Here is a 15,511-nt window from a genome sequence, read left to right as displayed (position 1 = left end):
GGGACCATTATGCATGGGAGCGCTCCCATAGAGAATGGGCGAACCACCGGCGGTATCCGAAGGGGACGGTTCCGGGGCGGTTCTAGGCCGACTCCCGCACCACCAGCTCGGTCGGCAGCACCACGGCCCGGTGGCCGGTGCCGCGGTGGCAGATCTCGTCCAGCAGCAGGTTCGCCATGGTGCGGCCCATCTCCTCCAGGGGTTGGCGGACGCTGGTCAGCGGGGGGTCGATGTGCCGGGCCACGATCGAGTCGTCGAAGCCGACGACGGCCACGTCCCGCGGCACCCGCCGGTGCGCGGCGCGCAGTTCCAGGACCGCGCCCGAGGCCATCACGTCGGAGGCGGCGAAGACGGCGTCGAGACCGGGGCGCCGGCGCAGGAGCGCGCGCATGGCGGCACGGCCGCCCTCCTCCGTGAAGTCGCCGGACGCGATCAGTTCCTCGTCGACGGCGAGGCCCGCGCACTGCAGTGCCTCGCGGTAGCCGTCGAGGCGCTCGCGGGCCACGTCCATGTCCATCGGGCCGGTGATGGTGGCGATGGTCCGGCGGCCGCCCGCCAGCAGGTGCTGGACCGCGACCCGGGCGCCGCCCCTGTTGTCGGCGCGGACGTGCCCGAGCCGCTCGCTGTCGCTGCGCCGCCCGGCCAGCACGGTCGGCACGGCCAGTTCGTCCAGCCGGTCGGGCAGGGTGTCGTCGCTGTGCACGGCCATCATCAGCACCCCGTCCACCCGCTGTGCGGACAGGTAGGCGGCGAGGCGCGCGTACTCGGACTCGTCCCGCGCCAGCACCAGCAGCAACTGCATCCCGGCACCGGCGAGTCCGGCGGAGACGCCTCGGATGATCTCCGAGAAGTACGGCTCCGAGAAGAGCCGGTTCTCGGCGTCGGGGACGACCAGGGCCACCGAGTCGGTGCGGCGGGTGACCAGGGAACGGGCGGCGCGGTTGGGGACGTAGCCCAGTTCGGCGATCGCCCGCTCGACGGCGGCGCGGGACCGGTCGCTGACCTTGGGGGAGCCGTTGATCACCCGTGAGACGGTGCCGCGGCCGACCCCGGCCCGGGCGGCGACGGCGTTCAGAGTCGGGCGCCGGACGTCCGCGGTCCTGTGCGGCTGCGGCAGTTCGGCAGTGCTCATCGTTCACCTTCCGGTGCTTGGTGGGGGGCGGCTTCATTCTGGCCCAGAAAAGTCCGGCCACCGGTCCGGCGCCTCCCCGGACGGAATCGTTCCCGTGATCGGTGCCGCTCTGACCTGGCCGAACGGAGCGGCGACGGCGCGAGCCGGGCCCATCTGACGTTCCCTCAGGTGAAACGTAAACGTGACGCGCTGAACACGCTTGCGCAACAACGCCGTTTTCAAGTCTTGACACGTGGCCCGGCAGCAACGAGTCTTCCGGCATGCCGCGTGGGAGCGGTCCCACGGGGTGACCGGGGCTCTCTCCCCCGTGGCTTGAAACCACCAAAGGTCCTTCCCTCTGCACCCATTGACACGCCGTTGACCAGCACCTTCATCGCATGCCGAGCGCTGTGGGCTGGCCGCTGCTCGAACCGAGAGGGCAGGTCCGGGCCGTCGCACACCGGCGGTCGGATTCCTGAGGTCCGTTCCCACTGGAACAAGGAGTAGTGGAATGCGCATCACCCGTACCGGCGGCCACGGCCGCAGAGCGGCGGCCGTGGCCACGGCGGTCCTGGCGGCCTCCGCAGTGCTGCTGACCGGCTGCAGCAGCGACGGCGGCTCGGACGCCTCGGACTCCAACGGGAACATCACCCTCAAGCTGGCGGACTTCGGCCAGTTCGGCTACAAGGAAGCCGGCCTGCTGGAGCAGTACCACAAGCTCCACCCCAACATCACGGTCAAGGAGGAGACCACCGCCAACGAGCAGGACTACTACCCGAAGCTGCTTCAGCAGTTGAACTCGGGCAGCGGTTTCGGCGACGTCACGGGCATCGAGGTCGGCCGCATCAAGGAGGTCGTGGACACCCAGGCGGGCAAGTTCGCGGACCTCAGCAAGTCGATCAACGTGAGCGACTGGGTCTCCTGGAAGGAGAAGCAGGCGACCGCGCAGGACGGTTCGGTGATCGGGGCCGGCACCGACATCGGCCCGATGTCCCTGTGCTACCGCAAGGACCTGTTCCAGAAGGCGGGCCTGCCCACCGACCGCGAGGCCGTGGCGAAGGCGGTCTCGGGCGGCTGGGAGGACTACCTCAAGCTGGGCGAGCAGTACCAGAAGAAGGCGCCCGCCGGCACCAAGTTCATGGACTCCGCGAGCGCCATGTACAACGCGGTCGTCAGCTCCTCCTCGGAGCAGTACTACGACTCCTCCGGCAAGCCGGTCTACAAGGACAGCGCGTCCGTCAAGCAGGGCTGGAACCTGGCCGCCGAGGCCGCCTCGAAGAAGCTCAGCGCCGGCCTGGCCCAGTTCCAGGACCCGTGGCAGGCGGCGCTGCGCAAGGGCACCGTGGCCACCGTGGTGTGCCCCGCCTGGATGGCCGCGCAGATCTCGACCTACTCCGGTGACGCCTACAAGGGCAAGTGGGACATCTCCCGCGCCCCCGGCACCACCGCGGCCAACTGGGGCGGCTCCTTCCTGGCCGTGCCCAAGGGCGGCAAGCACGTCAAGGAGGCCATCGAGCTGGTCAAGTGGCTGACCGCCCCCGAGCAGCAGGCCGCCGTCTTCAAGGCCGTCGGTGTCTTCCCGTCCAACAAGGGCGCGTACCAGCTGGCCAGCGTGAAGAACGCCAAGCTCCCGTACTTCAGCGACGCCCCGATCGGGCAGATCTACGCCGACGAGGCCAACTCCATCCCCGAGGCCGTGCTCGGTGCGAAGGACGGCGTGATCAAGGACACCATCTCCACCCAGATCAACAACATGGAGCAGCGCGGCACCAAGCCGGACAAGGCCTGGAAGGACGCCACCGACACCATCGACAAGGCGATCGGCTGACGACCGCCGGGTGCGGGCGGCTCCACCGGCCGCCCGCACCCGCGCCCGCGCGGGGCCGTGTGCCGGCCGCCGTCGCGGGCGCGGGGCCGCCGGGCGGGGCGGGCCGGGCACCGGGCCATGGACAGCGGGACCCGGACCGGCGCCGCCACGCCCGGCAGGACCACACCCCGACCGGCGCTTCCCGCCCGACCGCCACGTCCGGCGGGAAGCGCCGGCCGGGCGGGCACCAGGCCCCAGGCCGGTGCCCGGCGGGACCGGACCCGGCGTCCGGTCCCGCCGGGGCCGGCCCCGCACGCACGTCAGGCCGCGGCGCGGGCCGCTCGGCACTTCAGTCCATCCGCACAAGGAGCGGCGGGACGGGCGCCCGGTTCCCGAACGCGTCTTTCGCCCCGTACCCGGCCCAGACCTTCAGGGAAGGACTCCCTCGTGGCAACGACAACCCCCGTACGGGGTACCAGCACCCCGCCCCCCGGCGGCTCCGGCGCCGCGCCGAACGGCCGCGGCGGATGGCGCAGCCGGCTGTGGCGCTTCGACGACATCGCGTCGCCGTACGCCTACATCGCCCCCTTCTTCCTCGTCTTCGGCGCCTTCGGGCTCTACCCGCTCCTCTATACCGGGTGGATCGCCCTGCACCGGGTGGAGATGACGAGCCTGAGCCAGTCCCAGTGGGTCGGCTTCGACAACTTCTCCAAGATCCTCCAGGACTCGGAGTTCTGGACGGCGGTCGCCAACACCTTCGTCATCGGCGTCCTCTCCACCGTCCCGCAGCTCCTCGTGGCGCTCGGGCTCGCCCACCTGCTCAACTACAAGCTGCGCGCCAGCACGTTCTGGCGGACGGTCATCCTCACCCCGTACGCCACCTCGGTGGCCACCGCCGCGCTGGTGTTCGCCCTGGTCTTCCGGGCCGACGGCGGCGTCCTCAACTGGGTGCTGCACTTCTTCGGCGCGGGCAACACCGACTGGGGCAACGGGGAGTGGACCTCGAAGATAGCCATCTCGGTCATCGTGATCTGGCGCTGGACCGGATACAACGCGCTGATCTACCTCGCCGCCATGCAGGCGGTGCCCAGCGAGCTGTACGAGGCCGCCTCGATCGACGGGGCGACGCGCTGGCAGCAGTTCCGCAAGGTGACGATCCCCTCGCTGCGGCCCACGATCCTGTTCACCATCGTCATCTCGACGATCGGCTCCATGCAGCTGTTCGGTGAGCCGCTGCTGCTGCAGGGCGGCACGCTCGGCGCCGTCGGCGGCAGCGAGCACCAGTACGAGACGCTCAGCATCTACCTCTACAACTACGGCTGGAAGCTCGGGCATCTGGGCCCGGCCGCCGCCGTGGCCTGGGCGATGCTCGTCCTGCTGCTGCTCATCGCCTTGATCAACTGGATCGTCGGCCGGTTCGTGCGCAAGAGCGCGGCCTGACGGGAGCGATATCGATGACCACGATCAGTCCCACCAACACCGCCGCGCCGGAGGTCCTCGCCCACGAGGGCAGTGGCCGCCGACGCTTCAAGATCGGCGCCGGCCAGCAGCTCAAGGGCGGCCCGTTCACCTACATCGCGCTCGTCGTCGTCGGCCTGGGCTCGATCCTCCCGCTGTACTGGACGCTGGTGGCCGCCTCGCACGACCAGCAGCGGGTCCTGGACACCCCGCCGCCGCTGATACCGGGCGGCAGGCTGTGGAGCAACCTCCAGGCGGCCTGGGAGCAGGCCAACCTGGGCAAGGCCATCGTCAACAGCGTGATCGTGGCCGGCTGCATCACCGCCGCCACCCTGTTCTTCTGCACCCTCGCCGGGTACGCCTTCGCCAAGATGCGCTTCCGCGGGCGCGGTGTGCTGATGACCGCGGTCATCGCCACCCTGACCATCCCGCCGCAGCTCAGCGTGGTCCCGCTGTTCATGCTGATGTCCGACATCGGGTGGGGCGGCAAGCTGGAGTCGGTGATCTTCCCGACCCTGGTCGGCGCCTTCGGTGTCTTCTTCATGCGCCAGTACCTGCTGGAGGCCCTGCCCTACGAGCTGATCGAGGCGGCCAAGGTGGACGGGGCGAACAACCTCCGTATCGTCTGGAACGTGGTCCTGCCCGCGGCCCGGCCCGCGATGATGGTGCTCGGCATGCTCACGTTCGTGCAGGCGTGGAACGACTTCTTCTGGCCCTTCCTCGCGCTGAACCAGGAGAACCCCACCATCCAGGTGGCGCTCGGCCAGCTCAGCGCCTCCTACACCCCCGACCAGAGCATCGTCATGGCCGGAGCCCTGATCAGCACGCTGCCGCTGCTGGTCGTCTTCATCGTCTTCGGCAAGCAGATCGTCGGCGGGATCATGGCGGGCGCCGTCAAGGGCTGAGGCCCCCGGGCCCGTGCCCCGCGGCCGGGTCCGCCCCGCACGTCCCGCCGCGGGCACCGCTGCGGCCCGTCCGGTACGACCCGCACACCGTACGGCCCGCCCCGCGCGCGGGCCGTACCGGACGGGCGTTCACCACGCCCCGGCCCGTTCCGTCCCCCGACCCCCACCCACCCCCGGTCCCGCACCGCCGGACCACCTTCCGTACCCTTCCGCACGCCACCTTTGGGAGCGCTCTCACCATGACCGCCGTACGACCCGAGACCAGTGCCCAGCAGGCGTCGAGCACCTCGTTCCCACCGGGCTTCGTCTGGGGTGCCGCCACCGCCGCCTACCAGGTGGAGGGTGCCGCCGCCGAGGACGGCCGCACCCCCTCCATCTGGGACACCTTCAGCCACACCCCCGGCAAGGTCCGCAACGGCGACACCGGTGACATCGCCGCCGACCACTACCACCGCTACCGCGACGACGTCGCCCTGATGAAGGACCTCGGCCTCAAGGCGTACCGGTTCTCCGTCTCCTGGTCCCGGGTCCAGCCCACCGGCCGCGGCCCCGCCGTCGAGCGCGGCCTGGACTTCTACCGCAGGCTCACCGACGAGCTGCTCGAAGCGGGCATCACCCCGGTCGCCACCCTGTACCACTGGGACCTGCCGCAGGAGCTGGAGGACGTCGGCGGCTGGCCGCACCGCGACACCGCGCACCGGTTCGCCGAGTACGCCGAGATCATGGCCCGCGCCCTCGGCGACCGGGTCGGCGTGTGGACCACCCTCAACGAGCCCTGGTGCAGCGCCTTCCTCGGCTACGGCTCCGGCGTGCACGCGCCCGGCCGCACCGACCCGGCCGCCACCCTGCGCGCCGCGCACCACCTCAACCTGGCCCACGGCCTGGGCGTCGGCGCGCTGCGCTCGGTCCTGCCGTCGTCCGCGCAGATCTCCCTCACCCTCAACCTGCACCAGGTGCGCCCGCTGACCGACAGCGTCGCCGACGCCGAGGCCGCGCGCCGTATCGACGCGGTCGGCAACCGGATCTTCACCGGCCCGGTCCTGGACGGCGCCTACCCCGAGGACCTGCTTGCCGACACCGCGCACCTCGTCGACTGGGCGCAGCTGGTGCACGACGGCGACCTGGCGGAGATCTCCCGGCCCATCGACGTGCTCGGCGTCAACTACTACTCGCCCACCGTGGTGTCCCTGGCCACCGAGGGCGTCGGCACCACCAAGAACGACGGCCACGGCGCCAGCGAGCACTCCCCGTGGACCGGCTGCGACGACGTCGCCTTCCACCTCGCCAACGACCAGCTGACCGCGATGAACTGGGCCATCGACGCCAACGGGCTGCACACCCTGCTGACCGGGCTCGCGGCCTCGCACCCGCAGCTGCCGCTGATGGTCACCGAGAACGGGGCCGCCTTCGACGACTACGCCTCTCCCGAGGGCCGGGTCGAGGACCCGCAGCGGATCGCCTATCTGCACGGCCACCTGGAGGCGGTGCACCGGGCCATCGCCGACGGGGCGGACGTCCGCGGCTACTTCCTGTGGTCCCTGCTGGACAACTTCGAGTGGTCCTACGGCTATTCGAAGCGCTTCGGCGCCGTCTACGTCGACTACCCCACCCAGCGCCGCATCCCCAAGGCGAGCGCCCACTGGTACGCCGGCGTGATCCGCGACAACGCGCTGCCGGCCGCCCGGTGAGCGAGGCGGGGGCCTGACCGGCCACGGGTCCGAGGGGCGCGGCCGCGAGCCCGGCCGCGCCCCTTCGCGTTCCCGCGGGGGCGGGGGAGCCGGCCCGGCGAGGGACGATGGGAGCGGGGGCGGATCGGTCCCTGCTGTTACATTCCTGGCCTGAGGGCGGCGAACGGGAGGCGCGACCATGTCGGTCAACGGTGGACGGGGCCGGGGCGGCCGGCGGCCGACCCTGGAGGAGGTCGCCGCGCGGGCCGGGGTCGGCCGCGGCACGGTCTCGCGCGTGATCAACGGCTCGCCCCGGGTCAGCGACGCGACCCGCGCCGCGGTGGAGGCGGCGGTCGCCGAACTCGGCTACGTCCCCAACACCGCGGCCCGCGCCCTGGCCGCCAACCGCACCGACGCCATCGCGCTGGTGGTGCCCGAGCCGGAGACCCGGTTCTTCGCCGAGCCGTACTTCTCCGACATGCTGCACGGGGTGGGTGCCGAACTGGCCGAGACCGAGACGCAGTTGCTGCTGATCTTCGCGGGCAACGACCGGGAGCGGCGGCGGCTGGCCCAGTACCTGGCGGCCCACCGGGTGGACGGCGTCCTGCTGGTCTCGGTGCACGCCGACGACCCGCTGCCCGATCTGCTGGCCCAGCTGGAGATCCCGGCGGTGATCAGCGGCCCGCGCTCGGCCGCGGAGACGCTCACCTCGGTGGACTCGGACAACTACGGGGGCGCCCGCGCGGCCGTGGAGCACCTGCTGTCCCGGGGGCGCACCCGGATCGCCCACATCACCGGCCGCCCGGACGTGTACGGCGCCCAGCGCCGTGTCGACGGCTACCGCGACGCCCTGCGCGCGGCCGGCCAGGAGCCGGACGAGCTCCTCGTGGAGCCGGGCGACTTCACCGAGGAGGGCGGCCGCCGGGCGATGTCCGCCCTGCTGTCGCGCCGCCCCGATCTGGACGCGGTCTTCGCCGCCTCGGACGTGACGGCGGCCGGCGCCCGCCAGGTGCTGCGCGAGGAGGGCCGCCGCATCCCGGACGACGTCGCCCTGGTCGGTTACGACGACTCCGCCATCGCCCGCCACATGGACCCGCCCCTCACCAGCGTCCGCCAGCCCATCGAGCAGATGGGCCGGACCATGATCAGCCTGCTCCAGTCCGAGATAGCCGCCGCCGGCCGCGGCCCGCAGCAGCGGCACACGGTGCTGCCGACGGAACTGGTGCCGCGGGCGTCGTCCTGAGCGGGCGCCCCGGGGGGCACCGCGAGGGCGGTGCGCGGCTCGGGGTCCTCGGCCTCGGACGGGGCGGCGCCGAGGGCCGCGCTCTGGGCGGTCGGGGCCGCGCGGGCGTGAGCGGCCGCGGCCGGGTCGGCGGGCGTCGAGCGCGGGGTGGCCGGCGTGCTCTGCGGCGGTTTGGGGCCTGAACGCGAAACAGCCGGTGATCCCGTCGTGCGACGGAATCACCGGCTGTTCGTTCAGGGTGAGTGACGGGACTCGAACCCGCGACATCCTGGACCACAACCAGGTGCTCTACCAGCTGAGCTACACCCACCACGACCGGTGTGGGAACTTGTCGTTTCCCCGACCGGCCGAGAAGAAGTCTACAGGGTCCGAAGGGGTGCTCGCGCACAGGTTTTCGCGCCGCACCCCCAGGGCCCCCGGACGTACTACTTCGCCGGCACCACGTGCTTGGCCGCGATCGTCCGCGCCGTGTCCGAGTCGGGGCCGGGCTGCGGGACGAAGATGGCCTCGCGGTAGTAACGCAGTTCGGCGATCGACTCGCGGATGTCGGCGAGGGCCCGGTGGTTGCCGTTCTTCTCCGGGCTGTTGAAGTACGCCCGCGGGTACCAGCGGCGGGCCAGCTCCTTGATCGAGGAGACGTCCACGATCCGGTAGTGCAGCCAGTCCTCCAGCGTCGGCATGTCCCGCAGCAGGAAGCCGCGGTCGGTGCCGACCGAGTTGCCGCACAGCGGGGCCTTGCCCGGCTCCTTCACATGCTCCTTGATGTACGCCAGGACCCGCTCCTCGGCGTCCTGGAGCGTCGTGCCGCCCGGGAGCTCGGCGAGCAGCCCGGACGCGGTGTGCATCTGACGCACCACCTCCGGCATCGTCTCCAGCGCCCGCTCCGGCGGGCGGATGACGATGTCCACCCCCTCGCCGAGTACGTTCAGCTCGGAGTCGGTGACGAGGGCGGCCACCTCGATGAGAGCGTCGTCGGACAGCGAGAGGCCGGTCATCTCGCAGTCGATCCACACCATGCGATCGTTCATGCGACCACCCTAAGGCGGACCTCCGCGTTTGGGATGCCCCGCGTCGGTACCGGCCGCGGACGAGAAGACGGCCACAGGGGAGAACAGGGGAGAACCGCGGGGAGCCGCGAGGGGATCGCGGGGAGCCGCCGGGAAAGGGAGCGGGGGCGGAGCCCGAAGACTCCGCCCCCGCTCCCCGACCGTCGGGACCCGTCAGCTTCCGGCGCGCGGTCCGGGGAGCAGCGTCACCGCCCCGGCCGCCGCCGTGCGCCGGCTCTGGATCGGCACCCCGCTGTCCCGTTCCGGGTGCAGCATCGCGGGCACCGAGCCCATCGGACCGGGCCCCGGCAGGCCCGGGGACGAGATCGGCTGGCCGGACGGCGGCTGCGCGCCGGCCGCCTCCGGCTCACCCGGCTTGTCGCCCTGCGGCCGGCGGGCCCGGTAGGCGGCCCGGTACGCGGCGGGCGAGGAGCCCAGCTGGCGGCGGAAGTGCCCGCGCAGCGCGACCGGCGAGCGGAATCCGCACCGGCCGGCCACCTCGTCCACCGAGTAGTCCGACGTCTCCAGCAGCCGCTGCGCCTGGAGCACCCGCTGGGTGATCAGCCACTGCAACGGCGCGCTGCCGGTGAGCGAGCGGAACCGGCGGTCGAACGTACGGCGGCTCATGTACGCGCGGGCCGCCAGCGTCTCCACGTCGAACTGCTCGTGGAGGTGCTCCAGCGCCCAGGCGACGACCTCGGCGAGCGGGTCGGCGCCGATCTCCTCCGGTAAAGACCGGTCGAGGTAGCGCTCCTGACCGCCGGAGCGGCGCGGCGGGACCACCAGGCGCCGGGCGAGCGCGCCGGCCGCCTCGTTGCCGTGGTCCGTGCGCACGATATGAAGACAGAGATCGATTCCGGCCGCCGTACCCGCGCTGGTGAGCACGTCGCCGTCGTCGACGAACAGCTCCCGCGGATCGACGTGCACCGACGGATAGCGCTTGGCCAGCGTCGGCGCGTACATCCAGTGGGTGGTCGCCGGGCGGCCGTCCAGCAGCCCGGCCGCCGCCAGCACGAACGCGCCGGTGCACAGCCCCACGATGCGGGCGCCTTCCTCGTGCGCCCGGCGCAGTGCGTCGAGCGCCTCCTCCGGTGGCGGCGCGGTGATCGAGCGCCAGGCCGGTACGACGACGGTGCCGGCGCGGGAGATCGCCTCCAGCCCGTGCGGCGCGGTGAGTTCGAGGCCTCCCGTGGTCCGCAGGGGGCCTTCCTCGCCGCCGCACACCAGCAGTCGGTAGCGCGGTACCCCGGCGTCCTGGCGGTCGATCCCGAACACCGACAGCGGTATGGAACTCTCGAAGATGGGGCCGCCGCTGAACAGCAGCACCGCGACGATCTCCTTGCGGCGACGTCCGGACAGTTTCCGGACAGCGGCTTCCGGCGCGGCAGTGGAGTCGTGGCTCATACTGCTAAGCCCCCCTCGGTGGTCGCGGCTCCTCGGTTGTGTCGCTCCTGCACGTTTCCCCTCGGTCCTGCACGAGTCCCCCGCCATAAGACAGTCAAGATCGAATCTACTGGGTCCCGCGCACGCACGGTGACCAGTTCCAAATGCGGCACATTGTCGACATGACAACTTGGCGTGAAGCATTCGATCACGAAGGGTTGCACTCGCGAGCCGTGCAGGGAAGTGCGCCTCGTGGCAGTGGCCAAAGCGCGTAGGGTGCGCAGCGCCCCACGGACCCTTTCCGTGCAGGTGGAACGGGGGTTGAGGGGTGGTCAGGACCGCCTTTGGGCGAGAACCGGAAGTTGGCTGAAAAGAAGCGCTTGGAAGCGTGGAAACCGGTCAGTCGACCGGTGTCCGCTCCCGGGTGTGACGTCCGCCTCTTTGCACGCCGGAACGGTCCGCCCCGCGCGCGCCCCCGTGCCGGGCACCGCGCCCCCGGCCCCCGCCCGCACCGTCGGCACCCCGCCGCGCGCCGCGCGCTCCCCGCGCCCGGCGACCCCCTCGCACACCCCGGCCCGCCCGTGCGCCGCGCGCGCCCCGCGCACCTCGCGCACCTCGCTCCGAGCGGCGCAGCAGCAGCCGGCAGACGGCGGTGACGGCGGCCAGGCCCAGCGCGGTGCCCGTGGCACCGGCCAGCGAGGTGCCGTACCAGACCAGGACCACGGGGACGAGGACGCAACTGAAGGCGGCCCAGCGGATCAGCTCGCTCGCGCTGTCCGGCGCGGCGGGCTCCTCGTCGGTCCGGGGACCGGGCATCTCGTACTCCCTGTGGCGCCTCGTGGCTCGCTGTGGCGGTGGCTCACCCCCTTCAACGCCCGTCCGACCGGTCGGTCACCGGCCGTGCGGCTGTGAATCCTGTGCAAACCGCCTGTACGGGGCAGCGAGCATTGCGTTACGGGCGCGGCTCGTGCATGCTCCGGTGAACCCCTACGGACGTCTGGGGACCTTACGGAGCGTGCAAGGGATCTGGGCTCGGGAGGCGTGCCGCCGTACCCTTGGGGGTATGGGGTGGGGAAGATGTTTCCCGGACAGCTCCGCTGCACACTGTCGCCCATCCCATAAAGGATCACAACGCCGAGACAGCCATGGCCGGTCACGAATTCTTCGAACCCGCGGACCGCAAGCGGCCGGTCGCCGATCCCACGGCGGCCGAACCCCTGGCGGCGGACGAGTCACGCCAATCCTGCGATCCAGCCTTCCGGCACGGGGTCGTCGTCGGCTTCGACGGCTCCACCTCCAGCGAGCGCGCCCTCGCCTATGCGATAGGCATGGCCCACCGCTCCCACTCCGGCCTGATCATCGTGCATGTCGCCAACCGGCTGCCGACCACCGTGTGGGCGGGCTGCGAGCCCCCGGTCTTCGTGGACGTACCGGACCACCGCACGGAGGTCCTCGGTCTCGAACTGGCCTGCGCGGACTACCTCTCCGAGGTGCCGTGGATCCTGGTCGAGCGCGGTGGGGACATCTGCCACGAACTCGAGGAGGTGGGGCGGGAGTACGAGGCGGACGCGATCGTCGTCGGCTCCACCCACGGCATCGTGGGCCGGATCTTCGGCTCCGTCGCGGGGCGGCTCGCCCGCCGGGCGCGGCGGCCGGTGATCGTCATCCCCTGACACGGGAAGGACCCCCGTGCGCCGCGCACGGGGGTCCCCTTCCGGTCCGCTACTCGACCGTCACCGACTTCGCCAGGTTCCTCGGCTTGTCGATGTCCCGGCCGAGCGCCTTCGCCGTGTGGTAGGCGAGGAGCTGCAGCGGGATGCCCATCAGGATCGGGTCGAGCTCGTCCTCGTTCTTGGGGACGACGATGGTCTGGTCGGCCTTCTCCTGGTGCCGGTGGGCCACCGCGAGGATCTTGCCCTCGCGGGCCTTGATCTCCTCCAGCGCGGCGCGGTTCTTCTCCAGCAGGTCGTCGTCGGGCACGATCGCGACCGTCGGCAGGGCCGGCTCGATCAGCGCCAGCGGGCCGTGCTTCAGCTCGGAGGCCGGGTAGGCCTCGGCGTGGATGTAGGAGACCTCCTTCAGCTTGAGGGAGGCCTCACGGGCGACCGGGTAGCCGCGGACCCGGCCGATGAAGAGCATGGAGCGGGCGTCGGCGTACAGCTCGGCCAGCTCCTTGATCTGCTCCTCCTGCTTGAGGATCTCGGTGATCTGCTCGGGCAGCCTGCGCAGGCCCTCGATGATCCGCTTGCCGTCGCGCACCGAGAGGTCGCGGGTGCGGCCCAGGTGCAGGGCGAGCAGCGCGAAGGCGACCGTGGTGTTGGTGAAGCACTTGGTCGACACGACGCAGACCTCGGGGCCCGCGTGCACGTAGATGCCGGCGTCCGCCTCGCGCGCGATCGCCGAACCGACCACGTTGACGACGCCGAAGACCCGCGCGCCCTTGCGCTTGAGCTCCTGCACGGCGGCGAGGACGTCGTACGTCTCACCGGACTGGGAGACCGCGACGTACAGGGTGTCGGGGTCCACCACCGCGTTGCGGTAGCGGAACTCGGAGGCCGGCTCGGCGTCGGCGGGGATACGGGCCAGCTCCTCGATCATCTGGGCGCCGATGAGCCCCGCGTGGTACGAGGTGCCGCAGCCGAGGATCTTCACCCGGCGGATCTGCCGGGCCTCGCGGGCGCCCAGGTTGAGACCGCCGAGGTGCACGGTGGAGAACCGGTCGTCGATCCGGCCGCGCAGCACGCGGTCGACCGCGTCGGCCTGCTCGAAGATCTCCTTGTGCATGTAGGTGTCGTGGCCGCCCATGTCGTACGACTCGGCCTCCCACTCCACCGTGGTGGGCTCGCTCGTGGTGCGGGTGCCCTCGGTGGTGTAGGTGCGGAAGTCGTCGGCCTTGAGGGTGGCCATCTCGCCGTCGTCCAGGGTCACTATCTGACGGGTGTGCATGACCAGGGCGGCGATGTCGGAGGCGACGAACATCTCCTTCTCGCCGATGCCGAGGACGACCGGGGAGCCGTTGCGGGCCACCACGATCCGGTCGGGGAAGTCGGCGTGCAGCACGGCGATGCCGTACGTGCCCTCGATCAGCCGGACCGCCTGGCGGACCTTGTCCTCCAGCTTCTCGGCGGTCGAGCGGGCGATGAGGTGGGTGAGGACCTCGGTGTCGGTCTCGGAGAGGAACTCGACGCCGTCCGCCTCCAGCTTGCGGCGCAGGTCGGCGGCGTTGTCGATGATGCCGTTGTGGACGACGGCGACCTTGTTGTCGGCCGACATGTGCGGGTGGGCGTTCACGTCGGAGGGGGCGCCGTGGGTGGCCCAGCGGGTGTGGGCGATGCCGGTGGTGCCCTTGAAGCGCGCCGGGATCTTCGCCTCCAGGTCGCGCACCCGGCCCTTGGCCTTGACCATCTTCAGGCCGGGCGCCTTCGGGGAGGTGACGACGACGCCCGCGGAGTCGTACCCGCGGTACTCCAGCCGCTGGAGGCCCTCCAGGAGGAGGGGGGCGACGTCACGCTTCCCGATGTAACCGACAATTCCGCACATATACAGGTATTCCTAGCCGTAGACGATGCGGCGCAGCTGCCTGAGCGTCAGCTCGGGCGGTGCCACCGCTCGATATCTGAGGTCCGCCCCGATCCGTTCGAAGATCTCCGCGTTCACCAGGCCCTGGGCCTGGAGTTCGCGGTGGCGGCGACGGACGAAGTCCTCCGTCGACTCGTCGAAGTAGGCGAGCACGTCCTGGATCACCCGCAGCGCCTCGCCCCTGGCCAGGGGCGTGGACCGCGTCAGATGATCTACGAGTTCGTCGTGCACCCGGTAGATCCTCGGGCAACAGAGACGGATTCGCAAGAATCCTGCCCGATATCGGGCAGCCCACGGCCGGGCGGGGCCGCGAAGTTGCCCCAGCCCTGTGGGGCACCTCACATCCTGTCCAGCACCGCCCGCTTGGCCAGGGTGAACTCCTCCTCGGTCAGCACCCCGTCACGGCGCAGCTCGCCCAGCTCCCGCAACCGGCGCAGCAGCGCGTCATGGGTGTCCTCGGCGGCCCCCCGCTCCGGTGCGGCCCCCTGCTCCGGCAGTGGCGTTCGCCGTGGGGCGGGCGACTCGTCGCGGGGCCCGGCGGACCCCGGCGCCGAGGGGTGCGGCAGCCGCGCCTGCACGGCGGCGGCCACCAGCGCCATCAGCGGGTCCTTGCGGAAGCCCCACAGCTCCACGGCGTTCGGGTCGTACTTGGCTCGCGCGGTGACCGGGGCGCCCCGCACTACGAACCGCAGGTGCCCGTTCTCCAGCCCGGACGCGGGCCGCCACTGCACGCCGAGGATGTCGGCGAGCGGGAGGGTCCGGGTGCCGGTCTCGGCCTTGACGTCCTCGGTCTTCCAGTTCCACTCCAGCCGCACCCGCTCCCCGTCGAAGTGCGCGCTGCCGTCCCCGGCGGACGCGGACACCGGCAGCGGCGGGCCCGGCAGCAGAAAGCCGGAGACCGGCTCGGCGGAAACCCCCTCCAGCAGCAGGGCGTTGCGCACCTCGTCCGCGAAGTACTCGGCGACGCCGTACCGGTCGGGCCGCACGGTCAGCCGGTAGGGGTCGTCGGCCTCGCCGAGCCGGCCGCCGGTCGCCTGGAGCAGCGGGTCGGCGCCCTCGCGCAGCCGCAGCCTCAGCCACCCCGACTTCTTGCCCCGCTCGACGGAGACGGAGGCCAACGCCCCCAGCGGGACCACGAGTTCACCGAGTTCCCGGCGCAGCGACCCGACCGACCCGTCCCGGCCCGGAGTGAGCCGCAGGGCGTCGCCGTCGAAGACCCAGGTGCCGTCCTTCTGGATGATTTCCGCCACAGAGGGATTGTTTCACCGGATCTGCGGGAGAGTGGTCTCGACCAGATACGAAGGGAGCGCAT

13 protein-coding genes and 1 tRNA gene are annotated in these 15,511 nt (G+C 71.6%); 6 read left to right on the top strand and 8 right to left on the bottom strand.

From position 1 onward, the window contains the following. Positions 1-82: 82 nt before the first annotated feature. Positions 83-1,132: a LacI family DNA-binding transcriptional regulator gene (locus ACSP97_RS13980; RefSeq protein WP_355153342.1), complete on the bottom strand. Its 1,050-nt coding sequence runs from the start codon at positions 1,130-1,132 to the stop codon at positions 83-85. 490 nt (positions 1,133-1,622) lie between these two features. On the opposite strand from ACSP97_RS13980, the gene ACSP97_RS13975 reads away from it, so the two are divergent. The 5 genes from ACSP97_RS13975 to ACSP97_RS13955 all read left to right on the top strand — a co-directional run bounded on the left by ACSP97_RS13975 (position 1,623) and on the right by ACSP97_RS13955 (position 8,191). Further along, positions 1,623-2,939, top strand: coding sequence for an ABC transporter substrate-binding protein (locus ACSP97_RS13975; RefSeq protein ID WP_355324830.1), 1,317 nt, complete (start codon positions 1,623-1,625; stop codon positions 2,937-2,939). A gap of 426 nt (positions 2,940-3,365) precedes the next feature. After that, positions 3,366-4,358, top strand: a complete 993-nt coding sequence (locus ACSP97_RS13970; protein WP_358273878.1) for a carbohydrate ABC transporter permease — start codon at positions 3,366-3,368, stop codon at positions 4,356-4,358. A 14-nt stretch (positions 4,359-4,372) separates the two neighbouring features. Then, positions 4,373-5,281: a carbohydrate ABC transporter permease gene (locus ACSP97_RS13965; protein WP_355145039.1), complete on the top strand. Its 909-nt coding sequence runs from the start codon at positions 4,373-4,375 to the stop codon at positions 5,279-5,281. Between the two features lie 239 nt (positions 5,282-5,520). Beyond that, positions 5,521-6,969 (top strand): GH1 family beta-glucosidase, encoded by a 1,449-nt coding sequence (locus ACSP97_RS13960; RefSeq protein ID WP_440557749.1) that lies wholly within the window; start codon positions 5,521-5,523, stop codon positions 6,967-6,969. Positions 6,970-7,147: 178 nt separating this feature from the next. Beyond that, positions 7,148-8,191, top strand: coding sequence for a LacI family DNA-binding transcriptional regulator (locus ACSP97_RS13955; protein WP_355145035.1), 1,044 nt, complete (start codon positions 7,148-7,150; stop codon positions 8,189-8,191). A gap of 237 nt (positions 8,192-8,428) precedes the next feature. On the opposite strand, the gene ACSP97_RS13950 is transcribed toward ACSP97_RS13955, so the two are convergent. The 4 genes from ACSP97_RS13950 to ACSP97_RS13935 all read right to left on the bottom strand — a co-directional run bounded on the left by ACSP97_RS13950 (position 8,429) and on the right by ACSP97_RS13935 (position 11,436). After that, positions 8,429-8,501, bottom strand: a tRNA-His gene (locus tag ACSP97_RS13950). Positions 8,502-8,616: 115 nt separating this feature from the next. Further along, positions 8,617-9,219, bottom strand: a complete 603-nt coding sequence (gene orn / locus ACSP97_RS13945) for an oligoribonuclease (RefSeq protein WP_358678546.1) — start codon at positions 9,217-9,219, stop codon at positions 8,617-8,619. A gap of 192 nt (positions 9,220-9,411) precedes the next feature. Next, entirely contained in the window at positions 9,412-10,641 is a 1,230-nt protein-coding gene (locus tag ACSP97_RS13940) for a helix-turn-helix domain-containing protein (RefSeq protein WP_355145031.1), read from the bottom strand. 378 nt (positions 10,642-11,019) lie between these two features. Then, on the bottom strand, positions 11,020-11,436 hold the full coding sequence (locus tag ACSP97_RS13935; RefSeq protein ID WP_355145029.1) for a hypothetical protein: 417 nt from the start codon (positions 11,434-11,436) through the stop codon (positions 11,020-11,022). Positions 11,437-11,765: 329 nt separating this feature from the next. Here ACSP97_RS13935 and ACSP97_RS13930 point away from each other — a divergent pair, with 329 nt between their 5' ends. Continuing rightward, positions 11,766-12,293 (top strand): universal stress protein, encoded by a 528-nt coding sequence (locus ACSP97_RS13930; protein ID WP_358295679.1) that lies wholly within the window; start codon positions 11,766-11,768, stop codon positions 12,291-12,293. 49 nt (positions 12,294-12,342) lie between these two features. Here ACSP97_RS13930 and glmS read toward each other — a convergent pair whose 3' ends face one another. The 3 genes from glmS to ACSP97_RS13915 all read right to left on the bottom strand — a co-directional run bounded on the left by glmS (position 12,343) and on the right by ACSP97_RS13915 (position 15,449). Further along, the gene (glmS, locus tag ACSP97_RS13925) at positions 12,343-14,160 is read right to left on the bottom strand and encodes a glutamine--fructose-6-phosphate transaminase (isomerizing) (RefSeq protein WP_358295682.1); all 1,818 of its coding nucleotides are present in this window, start codon (positions 14,158-14,160) and stop codon (positions 12,343-12,345) included. A gap of 12 nt (positions 14,161-14,172) precedes the next feature. Beyond that, positions 14,173-14,430, bottom strand: a complete 258-nt coding sequence (locus tag ACSP97_RS13920; RefSeq protein ID WP_355145023.1) for a hypothetical protein — start codon at positions 14,428-14,430, stop codon at positions 14,173-14,175. Positions 14,431-14,537: 107 nt separating this feature from the next. Then, a complete protein-coding gene (locus ACSP97_RS13915) occupies positions 14,538-15,449 on the bottom strand; it encodes a DUF4429 domain-containing protein (RefSeq protein WP_355145021.1) in 912 nt (303 codons plus the stop codon). Positions 15,450-15,511 lie beyond the last annotated feature (62 nt).

This window comes from Streptomyces sp. SCPE 10 (assembly GCF_051980735.1).
Taxonomy (GTDB): Bacteria; Actinomycetota; Actinomycetes; order Streptomycetales; family Streptomycetaceae; genus Streptomyces; species Streptomyces misionensis.
This window is presented reverse-complemented; position numbering and strand designations above follow the sequence as displayed.